Here is a 21455-nt window from a genome sequence, read left to right as displayed (position 1 = left end):
CGCCCGCTGGAAAAGTAACATACCGGCTCCTAATGTTCCCGAGTTGGGTTGTTGATGCTGCAGAAGGTCCTGCGCCGGGCCCTGATCGACCATGAGCGCATCCAGTTGCGCATGACCTCCGAGCGTCTCGAGCGCCTGCTCGCGACCGGCTCCACCGTGCTGTACGGCCTGCGGATGGAGGGCGACACGCTGGTGCCGACCTGGGTCAGCGACAACATCGAGCGCCTGACCGGCCACTCCGCCGCCGACGTGCTCGCGCCCGGCTGGTGGGTCGCCAACCTCGATCCGGCCATGCGCGACGAAGTCCTCGCCCGTTCCGCCCGCGTGATCGACGAAGGCGCGTTGAGCCACGAGTACCGCTTCCGCTGCCGCGACGGACGGATGATCTGGGTGCGTGACGAACTGAGGTTGGTGCCGCGGCGGGCGGATGAAGCGCTCGAGGTGGCGGGGGCGTGGACCGACATCACCGCGACGAGGCGGGCCGAGCAGCTGCGTTCCGCGCGTGCCGCGGTGCTCGACGGCGTGGTCGCCAGCCAGCCGCTTCCGGCGATCCTCGACACGGTCGCGCGCAGCCTCGAGGACCTGATGCCGGAGATGCGGGTGTCGATCCTGCTGCTCGATGCCCACCGCGCACGGCTGCATGTCGGTGCGGCGCCGCGCCTGCCGGATTTCTACAATGCCGCGGTCGACGGACTGGCGATCGGCGAAGGGCGGGGGGCATGCGGTACCGCTGCGCTGAGTGGCGAGCGCGTGATCGTGGAGGACATCGCGAACGACTCCCTGTGGAACGGCTTCCATGACGTGGCTGCGCGCGCCGGCGTGCGTGCGTGCTGGTCGGTGCCGTTCAAGGATCCCGGCGGGCAGGTGCTCGGCACCTTCGCCAGCTATCACGACACGCCCCACAAACCCGATCAGGACGAGATCGACCTAGTGGAGGAGTTTGCCCGCATCACTGCACTGGCGGTGCAGAAGGTGCGTGCCGAGGCGGCGCTGCGGCAGTCGTCGGCGGTATTCGAGAGCACGCGCGACGGAGTGGTGATCACCACCCTCGAGCCGCGCATCGTGGCGGTCAATCCGGCATATACGGAAATCACCGGCTACCGCGCCGACGAGGTGATCGGCCTCAATCCCAGCCTGCTGCGTTCGGGGCGCCATGATCGCGCCTTCTATCAGGCGATGTGGGCCGGGCTGAAGCAGCTCGGTTACTGGCAGGGCGAGGTATGGAACCGGCGCGCGAACGGCGAGGTGTATCCGCAATGGCTCACGCTCAGCACGGTGCGCGACGAAACCGGCGAGCCCAGCCACTACGTTGGCGTGTTCACCGACCTCACCCAGCTCAAGCGCTCCGAGCAGCAGCTCGAACACCTGACCCACTACGATCCGCTCACCGACCTGCCCAACCGCCTGCTGGTGCAGTCGCGCCTCGAGCATGCGATCGATCAGGCGCGCCGCCATCGCAGCAGGGTGGGTGTACTGTTCGTCGATCTCGATCGCTTCAAGAACGTCAACGACAGCCTCGGGCATCCGGCGGGGGATGCGCTCATCCAGGCGGTCGCCACCCGCCTGCGCGATGGCCTGCGCGACGAGGACACGCTGGCGCGCCTGGGCGGCGACGAGTTCCTGGTCGTCATCGAGGATCTCGAGTCCGCGGATGCCGCGGCCAGCGTTGCGAGCAAGCTCACCCGACTGGTGCAGGAACCGTTCTGCGTCGCCGACGGCCAGGAGGTCATCGTCAGCGCCAGCATCGGCGTGAGCCTGTTTCCGGATGACGGCGACACCGCGACCGGGCTCATCCAGCATGCGGACGCGGCGCTTTATCAGGCGAAGGCGCGCGGCCGCGACAGCTTCTGCTTCTATTCGAGCGCGCTGACCGCGGCGGTCAGCGAGCACATGCAGATGGAGATGGGTTTACGCCGTGCGCTCGAGCGCGGCGAGCTGCTGATCCACTACCAGCCGCTGGTCAGCCTGGAGGGCGGCCCGATCGGAGCCGAGGCGCTGCTGCGCTGGCAGCCGCCCGGCGAGGCGCTCGTGCGGCCCGACCGCTTCATTCCCCTGGCCGAGGAAACCGGGCTGATCGTGCCGATCGGTGCCTGGGTCCTGCGTGAGGCTTGCCGTCAGGCGCGTGCCTGGCTGGATGCGGGGCTGGAGTTCGGGGCGGTCTCGGTCAACCTGTCGGTGCGCCAGTTCCATGAGCGCAGCCTGGTCACCCTGGTCGCCGACGTGCTGCGCGAAACGGGTCTGCCGGCCCATCGGCTGGAACTGGAGATCACCGAGTCGGCGCTGATGGACGACGTGGAGCAGGCCGTGCAGACCCTGCACATGCTGCGCGCGCTCGGGGTGGCGCTGGCGGTGGACGACTTCGGGACGGGTTATTCCTCGCTGGCCTACCTGAAGCGCTTCCCGATCGGCAAGCTGAAGGTCGACCAGAGCTTCGTGCGCGGCATCGCCGCAGAGGAGAGCGATCGTGCGATCGTCACCGCGACGATCGCCATGGCGCGCAGCCTGGGGTTCACGACCACTGCGGAAGGGGTGGAAACCGAGGCGCAGCTCGACATCCTGCGCGCACTCGGGTGCAGCGCCTACCAGGGCTACCTGTTCAGCCGCCCGGTGGAGGCCGCGGATTTTGCCCGCCTGCCGTGCTTCGGCAGGGGGGACGGCGGCTGACGGGGCGGCGCGAGCCGCCGGCCGCCGCAAGCGGCCGCGGGGATCAGCGGCGGCGCGGGGGCGGCGCGGAGGCAGCGCCGGCGGGACGGCCGGGGAGGTGACGGAAGGTGATCCGACCCTTGCTCAGGTCGTAGGGCGACATTTCCAGCGAGACGTTGTCGCCGGCGATGATGCGGATGTGGTGCTTGCGCATCTTGCCGCCCGAGTAGGCGATCAGGTTGTGACCGTTGTCCAGCGTCACGCGGTAGCGGCCATCCGGCAGCACCTCGGTGACGGATCCGTGCATCTCGATGAGTTCTTCCTTGGCCATGTTCGGGCTCCTTGTCGTGGTGCCGGCGCCGACCTGTGTGCGGCGCCGGGAAGGCTCGCTCCGCCGTGGCAAGCCTGATCGTCAGCCATGCCGTGCGGTGGCGCAGCATGGAACGGATGGAATCGGCACGTGGCTGGCGGGCCGGCGGGGCTGTTGCGGTGGCATGCCTGCGACGAGACGCAGGGCACGGGCAGCGAAGGCGAGAAAGTGGAGCGTACGCGAGGCGCTCGGGATCGCTGCCGGAAAGGGTGGTGTGCGGCGCAGTATCTGCCGCGTCCCGGATTAAACGCGTACATTCCGATCCGGGAAAAATTTCAACGGAAACTATACCGGAAAACCCGCCCCCGGTCCATGCGCGGCAGCCGCGAACATGTTGCAAAGCCTTGCCGGCAGCGGAAAAGAAAATGCCTCGACCGAAGCCGAGGCATTTTCCTGTTTTCTTGGTAGGCCGTGCGGGATTCGAACCTGCGACCAACGGATTAAAAGTCCGCTGCTCTACCAGCTGAGCTAACGACCCGAAAAACGAGGCCGAATTATAAATTCCCGTGCCGAAATGCGTCAAGCGCGCAACCGCAGAAAATGCCGGCGCCGCGCAGCGCTTCAGGCTTCGCGCATCAGCAACCAGTACTGGATCTTCAGCGTGACCGCCGAGCCGGCGATGATGGCGGCCGTGGTCAGCACCGAGCCGACTGCCAGCGTCGACAGTCCGGTGATGCCCTGGCCGATGGTGCAGCCGAGCGCGGTGACGCCGCCGAAGCCCATCAGCAGGCCGCCGACCATGTGGCGAACGAGATCGCCCGAGTCACGGAAGCCCTCGATGCGGAAGCCGCGGGTGAGCAGCGCATGCGCGGCGGCGCCGGCGATGACGCCCAGCGCACTGGCGATGCCGAAGGTGACGACGCGGCTGGTGTCGCTCCACAGCAGCAGCAGCTCGAGCGTGTACGCGAGCGGGGCGACGAAGGTCAGCGATTCGGCGCGGCCGCTGTTGGTTGCGATGAACGCTTCCTCCAGGGTCTCGGGGTGCTCGGCGACGTAGCCGATGTGCCCGGAGACGTACCAGCCGGCGACCACGGTGGCGCCCACCACGATGCCGCCGAGCAGCACGTCGGCGCGCCAGGCCTCGCGGCTCGCCAGCGACCACAGCAGCAGGCCACCGCCGATCACCGCGCTGACGAGCAGCAGCGCGGTCGTGGGCTCGAGCCCGGCGGCGGCGAGGAAGGCGGGGATGTCCTGGCCATGCGGCAGTTGGGTGGAGAAGGGCTCGATCAGATTGACCCGCCATACGCCGAACAGCCCGCGGATCGTCATGGAGGCGCCGATGGCGAGGAATACGAAGACCACGATCGACTTCAGGTTGCCGCCGCCGATGCGGATCAGGGTCTTGCTGCCGCAGCCCGAGGCCAGCGTCATGCCGACGCCGAAGCACGCGCCGCCGAGCAGGTGCCCCAGCCAGGTCAGGCGGCTGCCGGTGTACAGCGTCTTGGACACGTCGAGAAGCCCCAGCCACTGCAGCGCGCCGGTGCCGAGGATGGCGACCGCGATCGCGAGCGCCCACATCCGCATGCGGCTCCAGTCGCCCATGTTCACGATGTCGGACACCGCGCCCATGGTGCAGAAGTTGGTGCGGTGGGCGACCACGCCGAACACGGCGCCGATGGTGAAGGCGAGCCAGACGATGGTCGAGGCGGAGACCAGGGTTTGTTCCATGATGCGGACCGGAAAGCTGCGGGAGGCGGAAGTTTAACCGGAAAGGCCGGACCGGCCCTCAGGCGGATTGCGGCTGGTAAGGCGTGGGGTCGGGCACGCCGGCGGCGGCGAAGCCGGCGGCGCGCAGGCGGCAGGCCTCGCAGCGGCCGCAGGCGCGGCCGGCGTCGTCGGCCTGGTAGCAGGTGACGGTGATGCCGTAGTCCACGCCGAGCGCCACGCCGCGGCGAATGATGTCGGCCTTGGAGAGGTCGATCAGCGGCGCGTGGATGCGCAGCCGGGCGCCCTCGACGCCGGCCTTGGTGGCCAGGTTGGCCATGTGCTCGAAGGCCGCGATGAACGCGGGTCGGCAGTCGGGATAGCCGGAGTAGTCGACCGCATTGACGCCGACGAAGATGTCGTTGGCGCCCAGCACCTCGGCCCAGGCCAGCGCGATCGACAGCATCACGGTGTTGCGCGCCGGCACGTAGGTGACCGGGATGCCGCCCGCGTCCTCGTCCATCGGCACCGCGATGCCGGGGTCGGTGAGCGCGGAGCCGCCGAACTGGCCGAGATTGACGCTGGCGGTGCGGTGCTCCTTCGCCCCCAGGGCCGCGGCGACGCGGGTGGACGCGTCGAGCTCGGCGGCGTGGCGCTGGCCGTAGGCGACCGACAGCGCGTAGGTTTCGAAGCCCATGTCGCGGGCGATCGCGAGACAGGTGGCGGAGTCGAGGCCGCCGGAAAGGAGGACGACGGCGCGGGGTGGGGTGTTCATGTCGGCAGTATCCATCGGGGGAGGCCGGGCCGGCGCGGGCGGGCGGGGCTCGGCGTCGGGTGCTGCGCGCGCAAGGCTAGCGCCCGCGCGCGTCGTTCCACAGGATCTTGTGGAGCTGGAGCTGGAAGCGCACCGGCAGGCGGTCGCGCACGATCCATTCGGCCAGCGCGGCCGGGTCCAGTGCGCCGGCGACCGGCGACAGCAGCACGCTGCAGCGTTCGGCGATGCGGTGCTCGGCGAGCTGCTGCTTCGCCCAATCGTAGTCCGCGGCGTCGGCGAGCACGATCTTCACTTCGTCGTGGGCGCGCAGCAGCGGGATGTTCTCGTAGCGGTTCTTCGCGACCTCGCCCGAGCCGGGGGCCTTGAGGTCCATGATGCGCGCCACGCGTGGATCGACTTCGGCGATGTCGAGTGCGCCGCTGGTCTCGAGCGAGACGTCGTAGCCGGCGTCGCACAGCGCACCGAGCAGTGCCAGGCAGCCCTTCTGCGCGAGCGGCTCGCCGCCGGTCACGCACACGTGGCGCAGGCCGTGGCGGGCGACTTCGGCGAGGATGTCGTCGAGCGTGCGCTGGCTGCCGCCGGTGAAGGCGTAGGCGGTGTCGCACCAGGTGCAGCGCAGCGGGCAGCCGGTGAGGCGGACGAAGACCGTGGGCAGGCCCACCCGGCTCGACTCGCCCTGCACCGAGGCGAAGATTTCGGTGATGCGAAGGCGGACGGCCGCGGCCGTCCCGGTATCCACGCCCGGCATGGCCTCAGCGCGTGGCCAGGCGCTGGCGGGCGACCTGTGCGGCGTTGCTCTGCGGGTAGCGTTCGGTCAGCGACTTCAGCGTGTTGCGCGCACCGGTGGCGTCGCCCATGGCCTGCTGGCTGTTGGCGAGGCCGAGCATGGCGTCGGGTGCGACGTTCTCGTTCGGCCACTTGTCGAGCACGGTCTTGAAGTGGCGGCCGGCGCTGGCGACGTCCTTGGCCTGCATTGCGGCATTGCCCGCCCAGAAGTGGGCGCCGGCGGTGAAGTTGCCGGCAGGGTAGCGTTTGGTGAAGCTGTCGAAGGCGGCGAGCGCCTCCTTGCTCTTGCCGTTCTTGAGCAGGGTCAGTGCGGCCTCGTAGTCGGCCGACTCGGCTGCCGGATCGGCGCCGCCGGCCGGCGCCGCGGTCCCGTTCGCCGGGGCCGCGGCGCTGCCGCCGGTCTCGATCTGGCGCAGACGCGCGTCCAGATCGACGTAGAAATCCTTCTGCCGCTGCTTGAGCGTTTCCACCTCGTTCATCAGCAGCTCGATCTGGCCACGCAGGCGGGCCACTTCGGCACGCATCTGTTCGTTCTGCATGGCGAGCTCGAGCTGGCCGCGGCTGGTGGTCTCGATCTGGCCCTGGACATCCTGCCGGAGCTGGATGATCTGGTTGCGGGCCTCGGTATCACCCCCGAACAGCTGGGCGTGCACCGGCGCGGCCGGGGCGAGGGCAAACACTGCGGCGAGCGGCAGAAGGCGTTTCATGACGGAACTCTCTTAGAACTCGCCCGAGTACAGCATGTCGCCGCGACGGTTCTCGGCGTAGCAGGTCTCGGTACGGTCGTCGCAGCGCGGCTTCTCTTCGCCCAGGCTGACGGACTCGATCTGCGCTTCCTTGGCGCCCAGCAGCATCAGGGCCTGCTTGACGACGTCGGCACGCTTCTGGCCCAGCGCCAGGTTGTACTCGCGGCTGCCGCGCTCGTCGGTGTTGCCCTGGACGAGCATCTTCATCTGCGGGTTCTGCACCAGGAAGCGGGCGTGGGCTTCGATCAGCGGACGGGCTTCGGGCTTGATGACGAAGCTGTCGAAGTCGAAGAACACGCTGCGCTTCGACAGGATGTTGTTCGGGTCGGTCAGGGCCGCGATGCCGCTGCCGCTGGCGCTGCCGGCGGTCACGGTGGCGACGCCCGCGCCACGGTCCTCGACCGAGGTGCCGGCGGTTTCGGGGCCGGTGCTCGAGCAGGCAGCCAGGGTCAGGGCCAGCAGGGCCGGGAGGACGAGTTTCTTCATGGGTATTGCTCCAGTACTTGTGTTGAAAGACAGCAGAAAGGAATGTGCGGCTTGGGTGCCGCTTCTTGGATTACCGGATCTGCGGACCCCAGGCGGGTTCGCGGACATCGGCGGCCTGCACCGTCAGCCGCTGGCGGATGCGCCCGTCCGTCGACACCGCCGACAGCACGCCGCGGCCACCGCTGTCGGTGGCGTAGAGGATCATGCGGCCGTTGGGGGCGAAGCTGGGCGATTCGTCGCGTGCCGAATCGGTGAGGATGGTGGTCTGCCGCGTGGCCAGGTCCTGCACGGCGACCTGGAAGCGGCCGGCATTGCGGGTGATGAAGGCGAGCAGCTTGCCGTCGAACGAGAGTCGCGGCGAAACGTTGTAGTTGCCGTCGTAGGTCACGCGCTCGGCGCCGCCGCCACTGGCAGGAATGCGATAGATCTGCGGACTGCCGCCGCGATCGGAGGTGAAGTAGATGCGGCCGTCCGCGCCCCAGAAGGGCTCGGTGTCGATGCCGGAGGACTGGGCCAGGCGGCGCACGCCGGAGCCGTCGGCGCCGACCACGTAGAGCTGGGACAGGCCGTCCTTGGTCAGCACGACCGCGAGCTGGCTGCCGTCGGGCGACCACGCCGGGGCCGAGTTCGAGCCCTTGAAGTTGGCCACCACGCGGCGCTGGCCGGTGGCCAGCGTGTGCACGTAGATGATCGGCTTCTTCTGCTCGAAGGACACGTAGGCGAGGCGCTGGCCGTCGGGCGACCACGCCGGCGAGATGATCGGCTCGCGCGAGCGCAGCGCGGTGGCGGCGTTCATGCCGTCGGCGTCGGCGACCTGGAGCTCGAAGTTCGTGCCGGACTTGATCACGTAGGCGACGCGGGTGGCGAAGTAGCCGGGCAGGCCGGTGAGCTTCTCGTACACGAAGTCGGCGATGCGGTGGCCGACCAGGCGGTTCTGCGCCGGGCTCATCGGCAGCGCCATGGCGCCGAGCTCCTGCTGCTTCTGCGCGTCGAACAGGCGGAAGCGCGCCTCGTAGCGACCGTCGCCCATCGGGATCAGGCTGCCGGTCAGCACCGCGTCGGCACCGCGGGCGCGCACGCCGGCAAGATCCGGCATCACCGACTCGGGCATCGGCAGCGGGCCGGTGTCGATCAGCGTGAACAGGCCGCTGCGCTCGAGATCGGCGCGCACGACGTCGGTCACGCTCTGCGGCAGGCGACCCTCGTTCTCGAAGATCGGGATGATGACCGGGAAGCGCGAGGCGCCCGCGCCGGTGATCTCGATCGACAGCTGGGCGTGCGCGCTCAGCGCCAGGCTGGCGAGCAGGCCGGCGAGAAAGAGGCGGAAGGTGTAGAGGCTCTTGATCATGCGGGATTTTCTCCAGCCGCGGATTATAGACATGACGGACTCACTCGTCCGCCAGCGGACGGAATTTCAGTTCCAGCGTGCGCTGGAACTGGTTGCGGTTTTCCGGCAGCGGCAGCGGGCTCGAGCGTCGGATCGCACGCTCGATCGCCTCGTCCAGCGCCGGCACGCCCGACGAGCGCTTGAGGCGGACGTTGAGCACCTCGCCGCTGGGCAGCTGGTCGACCTCGAAGATCGCCTCCGGGTTGCCGGTGAGGCCGGGCGGACGCAGCAGGTTGCCGCGCACCTTGGCGGCGATCGCCGCGCGGTACTTGTCGATGTCCCCGCCGGGGGCGCCCTGGCGCGCCGCACCCTGGGCGGCCGCACGCGCGCCTTCCTGCTGCATCAGGCTGGCCAGGCGTGCCTGTTCCGCGCGCTGGAGTTCCTGTTCCAGACGCTGCGCGGTCGGATCCGGAACCGGCTTGGGTTCGGGTTTCGGCTGCGGCTTGGGCTCTGGCTTGGGCTGGGGTTTGGGTTCCGGCTTCGGTTCGGGTTTGGGCTGCGGTTTCGGCTCGGGCTTGGGCTCCGGTTTCGGCTCCGGCTTGGGCGCGGGCTTCGGCGGCTCCGGTTTCTTCTCGGGGGCCTTGGTGGCGATCTCGGGCTTGGGTACCGGGGCGGGCGCCGGCTTGGGCGGCTCCGCTTTGGGCTCAGGCTTGGGTTCGGGCTTGGGCTCCGGTTTCGGCTCGGGCTTGGGTTCGGGTTGCGGCTCCGGCTTTGGCGGCGTCGGCGCGGGTTGCGGACGTGCGACGGGGGCGCCCGAGCGCGCGGGCACGGCGGCCAGGCCCACCTCCAGCGCCGCGGGCGGCGGACTCTGCCAGCGAATCCCGAAGAACAGGAACAGGAAAAGCCCCAGGTGGACCGCGACGGTCAGACCCAGGGATTGCCACTTGCCCGGCGCCTCGCGGCGGGGCTGTGCTGCGCGTGCCCTCATTTCTGGGTCGTCGCGCTCTGGGTGACGAGGCTGATCTTGCGCACGCCCGCGCCGCGTGCGACTTCGAGCACGTCGATGACCTTCTGGTAGTCCAGCTTGCTGTCGGCCGCGACCAGGAAGGCCTGCTCGGGATTCTTGGCGAGCGCGTCCTGCAGCGCGATGCCGAGCTGGTCCTTGCGGATCGCACGGGGGCTGCCGCTGGTGCTCGGGCGCAGGGCGAGCGCGCCGTCGGCCTTGACCTCGATGAAGATCGCCTCCGCCTGCGGCGGCGGAGTGCCGGCGCCCGCGGACGGGATGTTGATGGTGCCCTGCTGGATCATCGGCGCGGTGACCATGAAGATCACCAGCAGCACCAGCATCACGTCGATGTAGGGCACGACGTTGATCTGGTTCATGAGACGGCGTTGGCGCATCGGTCGGTCTCCGTCCGCGTCAGCGCAGGTTGCGCTGCAGGATGTTGGAGAACTCTTCCATGAAGCTCTCGAAGCGGATGCCGAGGCGGTCGATGTCGTGCGCGAAGCGGTTGTAGGCGACGACCGCCGGGATTGCTGCGAACAGGCCGATCGCGGTGGCGACCAGGGCCTCGGCGATGCCGGGCGCGACCTGGGCGAGGGTGGCGGCGCCGACGCTGGACAGGCCGCGGAAGGAGTTCATGATCCCCCACACGGTGCCGAGCAGGCCGATGTAGGGCGACACCGAGCCGACCGAGGCGAGGAAGGCGAGGTGGGCTTCGAGGTCGTCGATCTCGCGCTGGTGCGTCGCGCGCATCGCGCGGCGGGCGCCGTCGAGCGTGGCGCCGTGGTCGTGGCCCTTGGCGCGCAACTTGGTGAACTCGCGGTAGCCGGCCTCGAAGATGCGCTCCATGCCCTCGGCCTGGTGGCGGCTGGCGGATTCGTACAGCGTGTTGAGGTCGCCGCCGCTCCAGAAGTCGCGCTCGAAGTTGTCGGTCTCGGTGCGCGCCTGGCGGATCTGGAAGGACTTGCGGAAGATCCAGTACCACGAGACGAGCGACAGGGTGGCCAGCAGGGCCATGACGAGCTGGACGAGGACGCTCGCCTGGGAGATCAGGCTGAGGATGGAGAGGTCGTGGGTGACGGTCATGCTGTGCTTTCGAGGAGGGCGTGCAGTGAAGCCGGAATGGCGACGGGTTTCTGCCGGCGCAGGTCGACGCTGGCAAGGAGGACCCGGACGGTGAATATTCGTTCTTGGCCGCGCATGACCTGCTGCTCGAACAGGATGCTGGCGCGGCGCAGCATGGCAACGCGGGTCACGACCTCGAGCGCGTCGTCGAGGCGTGCCGAGGCGAGATAATCGGCCTCGAGCGAACGCACGACGAAACCCAGTCCCTGCTCCTCGAGCAGCGCCTGCTGGCTCACGCCGAGCGTCCTGAGCCACTCGGTACGCGCACGCTCGCAGAATTTGAGGTAGTTTGCGTAGTAAACCACTCCCCCGGCGTCGGTATCTTCGTAATAGACTCGGGCCGGCAGGACGAATGGTTGCGACGATGCCGGCATGTCGCATGCACGGGCATTGTTGCGCTCGATTCTCGGTTGCATCGCAACATTCTAGCCGAGCATTCAGGCTCGGTGCACGTCTGTTGCAAATGGTGATGACTGCTTTCACGATCGCCGCTTAGCGCTTGTCGCAAAAGCAGTTTTATCGAAATGTTATTCTTCCCGGCGTCGCCCCCGGGGCCCGTGCCCCGGGCTGGTTCGTGCGGCGCGCCGGATACGCGGGAACAGGAACGTGGCGCTCCCTTTCTTCGGCAGGAAGTCTGCTCCGCCCAGGCCCGCGGCAGCGCCTGAAGAGCGTGCGGCTGCAGGTGACGGGCCGCCGCCGACGGAGTTGTCGGGGCTGGATTTCACTGGGTCGGACCACGATAGGGGACTGGCGCACGAGGCCGGCCAGGTCGAGGTCCAGGAATGCGGCGCCGGCATCGGCGCGGCCTTCGAGGAGGCCGCGGTGCTGTACGCCAATGGCAACGACGGCGAGGCGCTCGCCCTGCTCGAGGCGGCGGTGCCGACCGAGGGCGGCACGGTGGGCGAGAGCGCCTGGCTGATGCTGCTGGACCTGTACCGCCTGGGTGGCCATCGGCAGCGCTTCGAGGCCCGGGTGCTCGACTACGCCAGGCGCTTCGAGCGTTCGCCGCCGCCCTGGGAGGATCTGTCGCCGGAGGCGGGCAGGGCGAAATCGGCCCTGCCTCCCCTGGTCAATCTCAACGGGCAATTGTCCGCCGCGGCTGCGAAACAGTTCGAGCAGATCGCCGCCATCGCCCGGCGCAGCGGCGGCGTGCGCATCGACGTCGGCAAGGTGCGCGGGGTGGACGACGCCGGCTGCGGCGTCTGGCGCCGGCTGCTCGCCGAGCTCGCGGCGGAGCGGATCGGCGTCGCCCTGCTCAACGTGCAGGCGCTCGCCGAGGTGCTCGCCGGGCGACTGGTGCCGGGACGTGCCGAGGAGCGCGACACCTGGCTGATGCTGCTCGAACTCTTGCAGTATGCGGGCGATCAGGCGCGTTTCGAGGATCTCGCGGTCGACTACGCGGTGACCTTCGAGGAGTCGCCGCCGTCCTGGGAGTGTCGCGTCGGCCTGCCGCCGGCCTGCGTGGCCGCAGCGGCCGTCCCGGTGGCGCAGGCCGATGCGGACGGGTTCGTGTTCGAGGGCGAGCTGACCGGCGCGGGCAACGAGACCTTGAAGCGCCTCGCCGCCTTCGCTGCGGACCGCCGCGAGCTGCGCATCGACTGCGCCCGCCTGCGGCGGATCGACTTCGTCTGCGCCGGCACCCTGTTCAACATTCTCGTCACCTTGCAGGCTCAGGGTAAACTCGTGAGCTTCGTCAACGTCAACGCCATGGTGGCGGGCCTGCTGCGCGTCATGAGCGTGGACCAGGTCGCCCACGTCACCCTGCGTCCCTGAACAATCGATCAGCCCCGGCGCGGCCGCGGGCGGAGAAGAGCAATGGAACAATATCGCGGCACCACCATCCTGTCGGTGCGGCGCGGCAACCGCGTCGCCCTCGGCGGGGACGGCCAGGTCACCCTGGGCAACATCGTCATCAAGGCCTCGGCGCGCAAGGTGCGCACGCTGTACAACGGCCAGATCCTCGCCGGTTTCGCCGGCGGCACGGCCGACGCCTTCACCCTGTTCGAGCGCTTCGAGGCCAAGCTCGACAAGCACCAGGGCAACCTGCTGCGCAGCGCGGTCGAGCTCGCCAAGGACTGGCGCACCGACCGCATGCTGCGCCGGCTGGAGGCCATGCTGGCGGTGGCCGACCGCGAACACTCGCTGGTGATCACCGGCAACGGCGACGTGCTCGAGCCCGAGCAGGGCATCGTCGCCATCGGCAGTGGCGGCGCCTATGCCCAGGCCGCGGCGCGTGCGCTGCTCGAGAACACCGAGCTCGAGCCCAGGGACATCGTGTCCAAGGCGCTCGGCATCGCCGGCGACCTGTGCATCTACACCAATCACCACCACACCATCGAAGTGCTGGACTGAGGCCGAACGCATGACCCAGATGACCCCGCCGGAGATCGTCTCCGAACTCGACAAGCACATCGTCGGCCAGGACAAGGCCAAGAAGGCGGTCGCGATCGCGCTGCGCAACCGCTGGCGCCGCGCCCAGGTCGAGGAGCCGCTGCGCAGCGAGATCACGCCCAAGAACATCCTGATGATCGGCCCCACCGGCGTCGGCAAGACCGAGATCGCGCGCCGCCTGGCGCGCCTGGCCAACGCGCCCTTCATCAAGATCGAGGCGACCAAGTTCACCGAGGTCGGCTATGTCGGCCGCGACGTGGACACCATCATCCGCGACCTGATGGAGATCGCGATCAAGGACGGCCGCGAGCGCGCGATGAAGTCGGTGCGCGACCGTGCGCTCGACGCCGCCGAGGACCGTGTGCTCGACGCCCTGCTGCCGCCGGCGCGGCCGGTGGGCTTCAACGCCGAACCCGAGCCGGCGCAGGATTCCGCCACCCGGCAGAAATTCCGCAAGAAGCTGCGCGAGGGCGAGCTCGACGACAAGGAGATCGAGATCGAGGTCGCCGCGCCGTCGATGCAGGCCGAGATCTTCGCCCCGCCGGGGATGGAGGAACTGACCCAGCAGATCCAGGGCATGTTCCAGAACCTCGGCGGTGGCAAGAAGAAGCAGCGCAAGCTGCAGATCCGCGAGGCGCTGAAGCTGCTCGCCGACGAGGAGGCTGTGCGCCTGATCAACGACGAGGAGGTCAAGCTCGAAGCCGTGCGTGCGGTCGAGCAGAACGGCATCGTGTTCCTCGACGAGGTGGACAAGATCGCCGCGCGCAGCGACGTGGGCGGCGCCGACGTGTCCCGCCAGGGCGTGCAGCGCGACCTGCTGCCGCTGGTCGAGGGCACGACGATCTCCACCAAGTACGGCATGATCAAGACCGATCACATCCTGTTCATCGCCAGTGGTGCCTTCCACCTGTCCAAGCCGTCCGATCTCATTCCCGAGCTGCAGGGCCGCTTTCCGATCCGCGTCGAGCTCGAGTCGCTGTCGGTGGAGGACTTCGCACGCATCCTGACCAGTACCGACGCCTGCCTGACCCGCCAGTACGAGGCCCTGCTCGCCACCGATGGCGTGAAGCTCGAATTCACCGCCGACGGCATCCGTCGCCTCGCCGAGATCGCCTACCAGGTCAACGAGAAGACCGAGAACATCGGTGCCCGCCGCCTGTACACGGTGATGGAGAAACTGCTCGAGGAGGTGTCCTTCGCGGCCGGCCGCAGCAGCGCGACGCAGACCGTGGTGGTCGACGCCGCCTACGTCGATTCGCGCCTCGACATGCTGGCGCAGCGCGAGGATCTGGCGCGTTACGTGCTTTGATCCTGCCGCAGTCCTGTTCGCGGGCAAGCCCGCTCCCATCGGCGAAGACGGCTGCTCTCGCCGCGGGAGCGGGCTTGCCCGCGAATGCTTCCGGCCCCGCTCCCCGGGGCTCCCAGACAGGTCCAGAACCTGAGCAGCCCACATGCTGATCCGCATCGTCGAAATCCTCTTCCCGCTCTTTTCCATCACCGCACTCGGCTTCTTCGTCGGCCGGCGCATGAAGCCGGACCTCGCGCACGCCAACAAGCTCAACATGGACGTGTTCGTGCCGGCGCTGGTGTTCGCCGCGCTCGCCAACAAGGCCTTCGACGTCGGCGCCTACCTGCCGCTGATTGCGGCGGGCGCCCTCGGCGTGATCGGCTCCGGGCTGGCGGGCTGGGCGCTCGCGCGTGCGACCGGCCTCGCGCCCAAGACCCTGGTGCCGCCGCTGATGTTCAACAACTGCGGCAACCTCGGCCTGCCGCTCGCCGTGCTGGCCTTCGGGGAGGTGGCGCTCGCTCCCATGGTGGTGTTGTTCATGGTGTCGAACCTGATCCACTTCTCCTTCGGCGCCTGGCTGCTGGATCACCGCGTGCGCCTGCTGACGATCTGGAAGGTGCCATCGGTGCTCGCCACCCTGGCCGGCCTGACGGTGAGCCTGACTCAGTTCGAGGTCTGGCCGCCGCTGCTGACCGCGATCCGCATGCTGGGCGAGATCTCCATCCCGCTGATGCTGTTCGGTCTCGGCGTGCGCCTGGCGGACTCGCGCATCACCGCGGTCGGTGTCGGCGTGCTGGGCGCGGTCGCGCGCCCGCTGGTCGGCATGACGCTGGCGTGGGTGGCGATGTGGCTGATCGATCTGCCGCCGCGCGAGCAGGCGCTGGTGCTCGTCTTCGGTGCGCTGCCGCCGGCGGTGCTCAATTACATGTTCGCCGAGCGCTACCATCAGGAGCCCGACAAGGTCGCCTCGATGGTGCTGATCGGCAACGTCGCCGCGGTGGTATTCCTGCCGATCGCGCTCGCGCTGGTGCTGGGCTGAGGCTCCCGGGTCTATATTTCAGCGAGGTGACGGGAAAACGACTGTCTCGTGATCGAAACATTCACAAAGCCTGTGGCAGACTTGAGCGGTGTCGTGGCCCCGGTCGTCCCCTTGCACGCCCTGGCGCACCCTCGTGCGCCGGCTGCCGGCCAGGCGCCTGTTCAGGAAGAAAGGATCATGAGGCAACGCGGTTTTACCCTGCTCGAACTGCTGGTGGTGATGGTCATCATCGGCCTGCTGGCCGGCTATGTCGGCCCGCGCTTCTTTTCCCAGATCGGCAAGTCCGAGGTGAATACCGCGAAGGCGCAGATCGACGCCTTCGAGAAGGGCCTGGACCAGTACCGCCTCGACCTCGGGCGCTATCCGTCGTCCGAGCAGGGGCTGCAGGCGCTGATGGCCGCGCCCGCCGGCGAGTCGCGCTGGCAGGGGCCCTATCTGCGCAAGGCGGTGCCCGCCGACCCCTGGGGCAACCCCTATCGCTACCGCCACCCCGGCGAACATGGCGAATACGACATCTTCTCCTACGGTGCGGATGGCCAGCCCGGCGGGGAAGGCACCGACGCCGACATCGCCAACTGGTGAGGTGAGCCGCTCATGCGCTACCGGGTGAAGGCGGTCGGGTCCGACGCGCGGGTCGTCGATACCGAGCTCGACGCGCCTTCGGAAGCCGAGGCGCGTGCGCTCGCCGCCGCCCGCGGGCTGGTCGTGCTGTCGCTCGCATGCGCGGGTCGCGGCGGCGGCCGTGCGCGCTTCCCGCTGCTGCTGTTCAATCAGGAACTGCTCGCCCTGCTGCGCGCCGGCATCCCGCTCGCCGAGGCGGTTACCGCGCTGTCCGAGAAGGAGACGCGCGGTCCGGTGCGCGGCGTGCTGTCCGATCTGGTTTCCGCGCTGCGCGAGGGCCAGCCGCTGTCGCGCGCGCTGGAACGCGCCCCGCAGGCCTTTCCCGACCTCTACGTCGCGATGATCCGCGCCGCCGAGCGCACCAGCGACCTCGAGCGCGCGCTCGAGCGCTACGTCGCCTACCAGCAGCAGGTCGACAGCCTGCGCAGCAAGCTGGTCAGCGCGGCGATCTACCCCGCGCTGCTGATCGGCGTCGGCGGGCTGGTGGTCCTGTTCCTGCTCGGCTACGTGGTGCCGCGCTTCTCCCACATCTACGAGGACGTCGGCAGCGACCTGCCGTGGCTGTCGCGACTGCTGCTCGACTGGGGGCGGCTGGTCGAGGCCCATGCGCTGGCGATGGGCGGCGTGCTGCTGGCGCTGATCGCCGCGCTGGTGCTGGCCGCGCGCAGCGAGGCGGTGTGGGCGGCGGTAGGACGCCAGGCCTGGCGCACGCCGGGCATCGGCGAGCGCTTGCGCGCCTTCGAGCTCGCGCGCTTCTACCGCACGCTGGGCATGCTGCTGTCGGGCGGCATTCCGGCGGTGGCCGCGCTGCGCATGGTGTCCGGCCTGCTGTCGCCGACGCTGCGCGCCAGCCTGGAGCTGGCGATCGAGCGCGTGCGCGAGGGCCAGCCCTTCACCGCCACGCTCGCCGCCTGCGGACTGGCGACCCCGGTCGCGCAGCGCATGCTCGCGGTCGGCGAGCGCGCCGGAAACCTCGGCGAGATGCTCACCCGCTCGGCGGAATTCCACGAGGAAGACACCGCGCGCGAGATCGAGTGGCTGACCCGCCTGTTCGGCCCGGTGCTGATGCTGGTGATCGGCGGCGCGATCGGCCTGATCGTGGTGCTGATGTACCTGCCCATCTTCCAGCTTGCGGAGAGCATCGGATGAGCGCCGTGCCCGACATCCGTCACGAGCCCGCGCTCGCGCCGGCGCGGCCGTTCTCGAGCGCGGAACTGGCCGCTGCGCGCGCCGCCGGCAGCCGCCTGCTGGACGCGCTCGCCGAGCAGGTCCCCGACGCCGACGCACGCCTCGCCCGCATCGCCGCCACCTGCGGCCTGCCGGTGCTCGGCCACGCCACGCTGATGGGGCGCACGCCCGACTTCGCCGCGGTGGGCTTCGAGACCGCGGTCCGCCACGAGTGCGTTGCCCTGCGCGACGAGGCCGGCGGCCTGGTGCTGGTGCTCGCCAACCCCTTCGACAACGACCTGCTCGACGGTCTCGCCGCGCGCCTGATCGAGCCCTTCGAGCTGGCGATCGCCGACCGCGACGACCTCTCCGCCTGCCTCGCCCGCCACGAGGACCAGGTGCGGCGTGCCGCCGGCCTGGACGAGGAGCGCCAGGGCAGTACCGGTGGCGGCGAGGTCGAGGACCTCTCGCTGCAGCGCATCACCGCCGGCGCGAGTCCGGTGGTCAAGCTGGTCAATTCCACGCTGTACGACGCGCTCAAGCAGGGCGCGAGCGACATCCATCTCGAGTCCCAGCCCGGCGGCCTGGTCATCAAGTACCGCATCGACGGCGTGCTGTCGCGGGTCGGTACGGTGTCGGCGCCCGACCTGGCCGAACAGGCGATCTCGCGCCTGAAGGTGATGGCCGAGCTCGACATCGCCGAGCGCCGCGTGCCGCAGGACGGCCGCTTCAAGGCTCAGGCGGGCGGGCGCGAGATCGACTTCCGCGTCTCCATCATGCCCAGCATCCACGGTGAGGACGCGGTGCTGCGCGTGCTCGACAAGGAGCACCTGAGTCGCGAGATGAGCGGGCTCAGCCTGGAGGTGCTCGGCTTCGACGCCGAGGCGCGGCGCGTGCTGCGCCGCCTCGCCAACGAGCCCTACGGCATGCTGCTCGTCACCGGCCCCACCGGCAGCGGCAAGACCACCACGCTGTACGCGGTGCTGGGCGAGACCAACCGCGGCACGGACAAGGTCATCACCATCGAGGACCCGGTGGAGTACCAGCTCGCCGGCGTGCTGCAGATCCCGGTGAACGAGAAGAAGGGCCTCACCTTCGCGCGCGGCCTGCGCTCCATCCTGCGCCACGACCCCGACCGCATCATGGTGGGGGAGATCCGTGACGGCGAGACCGCCGAGATCGCGATCCAGGCCGCGCTCACCGGCCACCTCGTCTACACCACGGTGCACGCCAACAACGTGTTCGATGTCATCGGCCGCTTCATGCACATGGGCATCGACCCCTACAACCTGGTCGCCGCGCTCAACGGCGTGGTTGCCCAGCGCCTGGTGCGCATCAACTGCCCGCACTGCAGCGAGGACATCGTGCCCGATCGCACGCTGGTGGCCGATTCCGGCCTGGGCGACGTGTCCGCTTTCCGCTTCCGCGCCGGCCACGGCTGCGGCCACTGCCGCGGCTCCGGCTACCGCGGCCGGCGCGCGGTGGCCGAGGTGCTGCTGCTCGACGACGAGGTGCGCGAGCTGATCCTCGCCCGCGCGCCCGCCCGGGCCGTGCGCGAGGCCGCATCGCGGCGCGGTTTCCGCAACCTGCGCGCAGCGGTGATCGAACTGGTTGCCGCGGGCGAGACCACGCTGGAGGAACTGAACCGTGTCACGCTCCACGGCTGAGACCCTGCTGAGGCTCGAACGCGAGGCCTGGGTACTCGACGGCGCGGACGGCAGGTCGCGCCGTGTGCTCGACGGCGGCACGCCGGCGGCGGCGCTAGATGCGCTGCAGCCGCCGGCGGCCGGACGCGGACGGCCGCTGCGGGTGCGCATCGGAGACGCCTGGCTGCGCTACCTGGTCGTGAGCTGGCCGCCGGGCCTGCGTACCGCCGGCGAGCGCGCCGCCTTCCTCGCCCATCGCTTCGCCGAGGTGCATGGCGTCGAAGCGCCCGAATGGGTGATGCAGGTCGACCGCGACGCGCACGATCTGCCCGCGCTCGGCTGCGCCGCGCCCGCCGCCGTGGTTGCCGCGGCGCAAGCCTTCGCTGACCGCCACGGCTACAGGCTGGCGGGCATCGAGGCGGATTTCGTCGCTACCTACAATCGTCTGCGTTCGCGCTTCGGCGAGGCGGACGGCGTGGCGGCGGCGCTTGCGGTGCTGCAAGAGGGGCGGCTGACCGTCGGCCTGTGGCGCAGTGGCGCCTGGCGCGGGATCCGCAGTCAGTCGGTGCGCGACGACGGTAGTGGCGCCTTGCGCCTGATGCTCGAAGCCTGGGGGCGCGAAGCCGGGATTGCGGGCGCGCCGGGCGCGAATGCGGGCGGGCATGCCGAGCCCGGCGGGGTGATCCACGCCGCCGGCTACCATGGCGCCGTGCCCGCGGGCTGGCAGCGGGGCGAGGTGACGGGACGGGATGTGGGCCACGAGCCGGGGGGTGGGGCATGAAGCTGCTTTCCAACGCCCCCGCCACGGTCGATCTGGATTTCGCTCCGCCGCGCAGGCGCCGGCCGGGCGTGCTCGGCTGGGCGCTGCTGGCGGTCGGCGTACTCGCCGCCGGGCTCTCCGCCTGGGAGATGTGGGCGGCCGAGCGCGACCTCGCCGAGCGCGAAGCGCTGCTCGCCCGCCTGCGCACCGAGCTGCGCCAGGAGCGACCGGCGCAGCCGGCGCGCGCTGCGGCGCCGGTCAGCGCCGAGGAGCGCGAGCCGGCCGAGCGTGTGGCCGCCGCGCTCAATGCCGACTGGGCGGCCTTCTTTGCCGATCTCGAGAGCGCCGGCCATCCGGAAGTCGCGCTGCTCGAGCTCCAGGGCGAGGCCGGGCGCGGCAGCGTGCGCATCGTCGGCGAGGCGCAGTCGGTGGAGGCGGCGTTCGCCTGGCTGGAGCAGCTGCAGCGCGCCGGCATGCTGCGCGAGGCGCGCATCGACAGCCACGAATGGGTGAGCCAGGGGCCGCAGATGGTGGTGCGCTTCGTGCTGACCGCGCAATGGAGGCCGGCGTCATGACGACCGCGCTACGGATCCGCGAGGCGCTGCGTCGCGCATTGCGCCGGGCCGGCTGGGCCGGGGCGGCGGGGGGGCTGCTGCTCGCACTGGCGGTGGCGATCGACCAGCACGCGGCAGGGTCTTTCGAAGCGCGCCGGGCGGCGCTGGCCGCGGAGCGGGCCAGCCTGCTGCGCGACGGCGAAGCGGCGCAGCCGCAGCGCACCGGCATCGATCGCGACACGCTGCGCGCCTTCTACGACGGCTTTCCGGCGCGCGCGGAGCTGCCGGCGCTGCTGTCCGCGCTCCAGGTCCAGGCCGAGGCCCACGGTGTGGACATCGAACGCAGCGACTACCGCATCGCCGACGAGACCGCCGCGCCCCTGCAGCGGGTAGTGCTGAGCCTGCCGGTGCGGGCCGAGTTCGGCGTGCTTTACGGCTGGCTCTCCGAGCTGATCGCCTCCTCGCCGCATGTGGGGCTGGAGGCCCTGAGCCTGCGCCGCAACGACACCGGTAGCGGCTTCGTCGAAGGCGAGCTGCGCCTGCTGGTGTTCGTGCGGAGGACACCGGCATGAAGGCGCGGCAATGGACCTTGCTCGCTGCGCTGGGGCTGACGCTGGCGGCGACCTGGTGGGCCGCGCAGGTGGAGGAGGGCGGGGGCGGCGAGCTCGCCGAGGTGGTCGCGCCGGCCCCGCGCACCCAGCGCGTGCCGGCGACCGCGGCGGGCGCCCGCGCAGCTGCGGCGGCGCCGGCCACCGCCGGCGAACTCGCCATCGTCCGCGAACCGTGGCCGGCGGAAGGCGCAGGCCTGCTGCAGCCGCCGCTCGCCGCGCAGGGACGGGCCAGCACCGCGCCGGCAGTGGTGGCACCGACCGCGCCGCCGCTGCCCTTCACCTTCGTCGGCAGCATCGAGCGCGGCGGACGGCGCACGGTGATGCTGATGGAGGGCGAGGAACTCCATCTGGTGGGTGCGCGCGAGCGCATCGGCGACCGCTACCGTGTCGAGCGCGTGACGCCGACGCAGATCGAATTCACCTACCTGCCGATGCAGCAACGGCAGGTGCTCGACACCGGGCAGGACTGACAC

23 protein-coding genes and 1 tRNA gene are annotated in these 21455 nt (G+C 70.0%); 12 read left to right on the top strand and 12 right to left on the bottom strand.

The genetic code is table 11. The annotated features are described in order from the left end of the window. The first annotated feature begins 54 nt into the window (after positions 1-54). The gene (locus CKCBHOJB_RS15855) at positions 55-2664 is read left to right on the top strand and encodes an EAL domain-containing protein (RefSeq protein WP_281049630.1); all 2610 of its coding nucleotides are present in this window, start codon (positions 55-57) and stop codon (positions 2662-2664) included. Positions 2665-2707: 43 nt separating this feature from the next. On the opposite strand, the gene infA is transcribed toward CKCBHOJB_RS15855, so the two are convergent. The 12 genes from infA to ybgC all read right to left on the bottom strand — a co-directional run bounded on the left by infA (position 2708) and on the right by ybgC (position 11321). Next, the gene (infA, locus tag CKCBHOJB_RS15850) at positions 2708-2974 is read right to left on the bottom strand and encodes a translation initiation factor IF-1 (RefSeq protein ID WP_281049629.1); all 267 of its coding nucleotides are present in this window, start codon (positions 2972-2974) and stop codon (positions 2708-2710) included. A 441-nt stretch (positions 2975-3415) separates the two neighbouring features. After that, a tRNA-Lys gene (locus CKCBHOJB_RS15845) sits at positions 3416-3491 on the bottom strand. 83 nt (positions 3492-3574) lie between these two features. Further along, a complete protein-coding gene (locus CKCBHOJB_RS15840) occupies positions 3575-4681 on the bottom strand; it encodes a YeeE/YedE family protein (RefSeq protein ID WP_281049628.1) in 1107 nt (368 codons plus the stop codon). A gap of 58 nt (positions 4682-4739) precedes the next feature. Next, positions 4740-5432: a 7-cyano-7-deazaguanine synthase QueC gene (gene queC, locus CKCBHOJB_RS15835; RefSeq protein WP_281049627.1), complete on the bottom strand. Its 693-nt coding sequence runs from the start codon at positions 5430-5432 to the stop codon at positions 4740-4742. A gap of 76 nt (positions 5433-5508) precedes the next feature. Next, a complete protein-coding gene (gene queE / locus CKCBHOJB_RS15830) occupies positions 5509-6180 on the bottom strand; it encodes a 7-carboxy-7-deazaguanine synthase QueE (protein ID WP_281049626.1) in 672 nt (223 codons plus the stop codon). 4 nt (positions 6181-6184) lie between these two features. Beyond that, entirely contained in the window at positions 6185-6925 is a 741-nt protein-coding gene (gene ybgF, locus CKCBHOJB_RS15825; RefSeq protein ID WP_281049625.1) for a tol-pal system protein YbgF, read from the bottom strand. Between the two features lie 12 nt (positions 6926-6937). Beyond that, complete coding sequence (pal, locus tag CKCBHOJB_RS15820; protein ID WP_281049624.1) at positions 6938-7450, bottom strand: peptidoglycan-associated lipoprotein Pal; 513 nt, start codon at positions 7448-7450, stop codon at positions 6938-6940. 70 nt (positions 7451-7520) lie between these two features. Next, complete coding sequence (tolB, locus tag CKCBHOJB_RS15815) at positions 7521-8798, bottom strand: Tol-Pal system beta propeller repeat protein TolB (protein ID WP_281049623.1); 1278 nt, start codon at positions 8796-8798, stop codon at positions 7521-7523. A gap of 40 nt (positions 8799-8838) precedes the next feature. Beyond that, a complete protein-coding gene (locus CKCBHOJB_RS15810) occupies positions 8839-9765 on the bottom strand; it encodes an energy transducer TonB (RefSeq protein ID WP_281049622.1) in 927 nt (308 codons plus the stop codon). After that, entirely contained in the window at positions 9762-10178 is a 417-nt protein-coding gene (gene tolR, locus CKCBHOJB_RS15805) for a protein TolR (RefSeq protein ID WP_281049621.1), read from the bottom strand. Before tolR ends, CKCBHOJB_RS15810 begins: the two co-directional genes overlap by 4 nt. Before the next feature lie 19 nt (positions 10179-10197). Further along, a complete protein-coding gene (gene tolQ / locus CKCBHOJB_RS15800) occupies positions 10198-10866 on the bottom strand; it encodes a protein TolQ (RefSeq protein WP_281049620.1) in 669 nt (222 codons plus the stop codon). Further along, positions 10863-11321, bottom strand: coding sequence for a tol-pal system-associated acyl-CoA thioesterase (gene ybgC, locus CKCBHOJB_RS15795; protein ID WP_281049619.1), 459 nt, complete (start codon positions 11319-11321; stop codon positions 10863-10865). Before ybgC ends, tolQ begins: the two co-directional genes overlap by 4 nt. 289 nt (positions 11322-11610) lie before the next feature. Between ybgC and CKCBHOJB_RS15790 the strand changes: the two genes are divergently transcribed. The 11 genes from CKCBHOJB_RS15790 (at position 11611) to CKCBHOJB_RS15740 (ending at position 21452) form a co-directional block, all read left to right on the top strand. After that, a complete protein-coding gene (locus CKCBHOJB_RS15790; RefSeq protein WP_281049618.1) occupies positions 11611-12678 on the top strand; it encodes an STAS domain-containing protein in 1068 nt (355 codons plus the stop codon). Between the two features lie 42 nt (positions 12679-12720). Beyond that, positions 12721-13257 (top strand): ATP-dependent protease subunit HslV, encoded by a 537-nt coding sequence (gene hslV, locus CKCBHOJB_RS15785; protein ID WP_281049617.1) that lies wholly within the window; start codon positions 12721-12723, stop codon positions 13255-13257. Between the two features lie 10 nt (positions 13258-13267). Further along, on the top strand, positions 13268-14605 hold the full coding sequence (gene hslU, locus CKCBHOJB_RS15780) for an ATP-dependent protease ATPase subunit HslU (RefSeq protein WP_281049616.1): 1338 nt from the start codon (positions 13268-13270) through the stop codon (positions 14603-14605). A 142-nt stretch (positions 14606-14747) separates the two neighbouring features. Continuing rightward, positions 14748-15623: an AEC family transporter gene (locus CKCBHOJB_RS15775; RefSeq protein WP_281049615.1), complete on the top strand. Its 876-nt coding sequence runs from the start codon at positions 14748-14750 to the stop codon at positions 15621-15623. A gap of 177 nt (positions 15624-15800) precedes the next feature. Beyond that, a complete protein-coding gene (gene gspG, locus CKCBHOJB_RS15770; protein ID WP_281049613.1) occupies positions 15801-16205 on the top strand; it encodes a type II secretion system major pseudopilin GspG in 405 nt (134 codons plus the stop codon). A gap of 12 nt (positions 16206-16217) precedes the next feature. Further along, positions 16218-17393: a type II secretion system F family protein gene (locus CKCBHOJB_RS15765; RefSeq protein WP_281049612.1), complete on the top strand. Its 1176-nt coding sequence runs from the start codon at positions 16218-16220 to the stop codon at positions 17391-17393. Continuing rightward, the gene (locus CKCBHOJB_RS15760; protein WP_281049611.1) at positions 17390-19078 is read left to right on the top strand and encodes a GspE/PulE family protein; all 1689 of its coding nucleotides are present in this window, start codon (positions 17390-17392) and stop codon (positions 19076-19078) included. Before CKCBHOJB_RS15765 ends, CKCBHOJB_RS15760 begins: the two co-directional genes overlap by 4 nt. Next, positions 19059-19838 carry a hypothetical protein gene (locus CKCBHOJB_RS15755; protein WP_281049610.1) on the top strand — a complete coding sequence of 260 codons (780 nt, stop codon included), beginning with the start codon at positions 19059-19061 and terminating at the stop codon, positions 19836-19838. Before CKCBHOJB_RS15760 ends, CKCBHOJB_RS15755 begins: the two co-directional genes overlap by 20 nt. Next, on the top strand, positions 19835-20392 hold the full coding sequence (locus CKCBHOJB_RS15750; RefSeq protein WP_281049609.1) for a PilN domain-containing protein: 558 nt from the start codon (positions 19835-19837) through the stop codon (positions 20390-20392). Before CKCBHOJB_RS15755 ends, CKCBHOJB_RS15750 begins: the two co-directional genes overlap by 4 nt. Then, entirely contained in the window at positions 20389-20943 is a 555-nt protein-coding gene (locus CKCBHOJB_RS15745; RefSeq protein ID WP_281049608.1) for a hypothetical protein, read from the top strand. Before CKCBHOJB_RS15750 ends, CKCBHOJB_RS15745 begins: the two co-directional genes overlap by 4 nt. Beyond that, positions 20940-21452 carry a hypothetical protein gene (locus CKCBHOJB_RS15740; protein ID WP_281049607.1) on the top strand — a complete coding sequence of 171 codons (513 nt, stop codon included), beginning with the start codon at positions 20940-20942 and terminating at the stop codon, positions 21450-21452. Before CKCBHOJB_RS15745 ends, CKCBHOJB_RS15740 begins: the two co-directional genes overlap by 4 nt. Positions 21453-21455 lie beyond the last annotated feature (3 nt).

It is taken from the genome of Thauera sp. GDN1, from assembly GCF_029223545.1.
Taxonomy (GTDB): Bacteria; Pseudomonadota; Gammaproteobacteria; order Burkholderiales; family Rhodocyclaceae; genus Thauera.
Note: the sequence above shows the minus strand (reverse complement) of the source record. Positions and strands in the feature narration are given on the sequence as shown.

Bases quoted from the DNA above. Each gene is read 5' to 3' on its own strand.
- CKCBHOJB_RS15855 (WP_281049630.1), top strand. From the start codon at position 55: ATGCTGCAGAAGGTCCTGCGCCGGGCCCTGATCGACCATGAGCGCATC.
- infA (WP_281049629.1), bottom strand. From the start codon at position 2,974: ATGGCCAAGGAAGAACTCATCGAGATGCACGGATCCGTCACCGAGGTG.
- CKCBHOJB_RS15840 (WP_281049628.1), bottom strand. From the start codon at position 4,681: ATGGAACAAACCCTGGTCTCCGCCTCGACCATCGTCTGGCTCGCCTTC.
- queC (WP_281049627.1), bottom strand. From the start codon at position 5,432: ATGAACACCCCACCCCGCGCCGTCGTCCTCCTTTCCGGCGGCCTCGAC.
- queE (WP_281049626.1), bottom strand. From the start codon at position 6,180: ATGCCGGGCGTGGATACCGGGACGGCCGCGGCCGTCCGCCTTCGCATC.
- ybgF (WP_281049625.1), bottom strand. From the start codon at position 6,925: ATGAAACGCCTTCTGCCGCTCGCCGCAGTGTTTGCCCTCGCCCCGGCC.
- pal (WP_281049624.1), bottom strand. From the start codon at position 7,450: ATGAAGAAACTCGTCCTCCCGGCCCTGCTGGCCCTGACCCTGGCTGCC.
- tolB (WP_281049623.1), bottom strand. From the start codon at position 8,798: ATGATCAAGAGCCTCTACACCTTCCGCCTCTTTCTCGCCGGCCTGCTC.
- CKCBHOJB_RS15810 (WP_281049622.1), bottom strand. From the start codon at position 9,765: ATGAGGGCACGCGCAGCACAGCCCCGCCGCGAGGCGCCGGGCAAGTGG.
- tolR (WP_281049621.1), bottom strand. From the start codon at position 10,178: ATGCGCCAACGCCGTCTCATGAACCAGATCAACGTCGTGCCCTACATC.
- tolQ (WP_281049620.1), bottom strand. From the start codon at position 10,866: ATGACCGTCACCCACGACCTCTCCATCCTCAGCCTGATCTCCCAGGCG.
- ybgC (WP_281049619.1), bottom strand. From the start codon at position 11,321: ATGCAACCGAGAATCGAGCGCAACAATGCCCGTGCATGCGACATGCCG.
- hslV (WP_281049617.1), top strand. From the start codon at position 12,721: ATGGAACAATATCGCGGCACCACCATCCTGTCGGTGCGGCGCGGCAAC.
- hslU (WP_281049616.1), top strand. From the start codon at position 13,268: ATGACCCAGATGACCCCGCCGGAGATCGTCTCCGAACTCGACAAGCAC.
- CKCBHOJB_RS15775 (WP_281049615.1), top strand. From the start codon at position 14,748: ATGCTGATCCGCATCGTCGAAATCCTCTTCCCGCTCTTTTCCATCACC.
- gspG (WP_281049613.1), top strand. From the start codon at position 15,801: ATGAGGCAACGCGGTTTTACCCTGCTCGAACTGCTGGTGGTGATGGTC.
- CKCBHOJB_RS15765 (WP_281049612.1), top strand. From the start codon at position 16,218: ATGCGCTACCGGGTGAAGGCGGTCGGGTCCGACGCGCGGGTCGTCGAT.
- CKCBHOJB_RS15760 (WP_281049611.1), top strand. From the start codon at position 17,390: ATGAGCGCCGTGCCCGACATCCGTCACGAGCCCGCGCTCGCGCCGGCG.
- CKCBHOJB_RS15750 (WP_281049609.1), top strand. From the start codon at position 19,835: ATGAAGCTGCTTTCCAACGCCCCCGCCACGGTCGATCTGGATTTCGCT.
- CKCBHOJB_RS15745 (WP_281049608.1), top strand. From the start codon at position 20,389: ATGACGACCGCGCTACGGATCCGCGAGGCGCTGCGTCGCGCATTGCGC.
- CKCBHOJB_RS15740 (WP_281049607.1), top strand. From the start codon at position 20,940: ATGAAGGCGCGGCAATGGACCTTGCTCGCTGCGCTGGGGCTGACGCTG.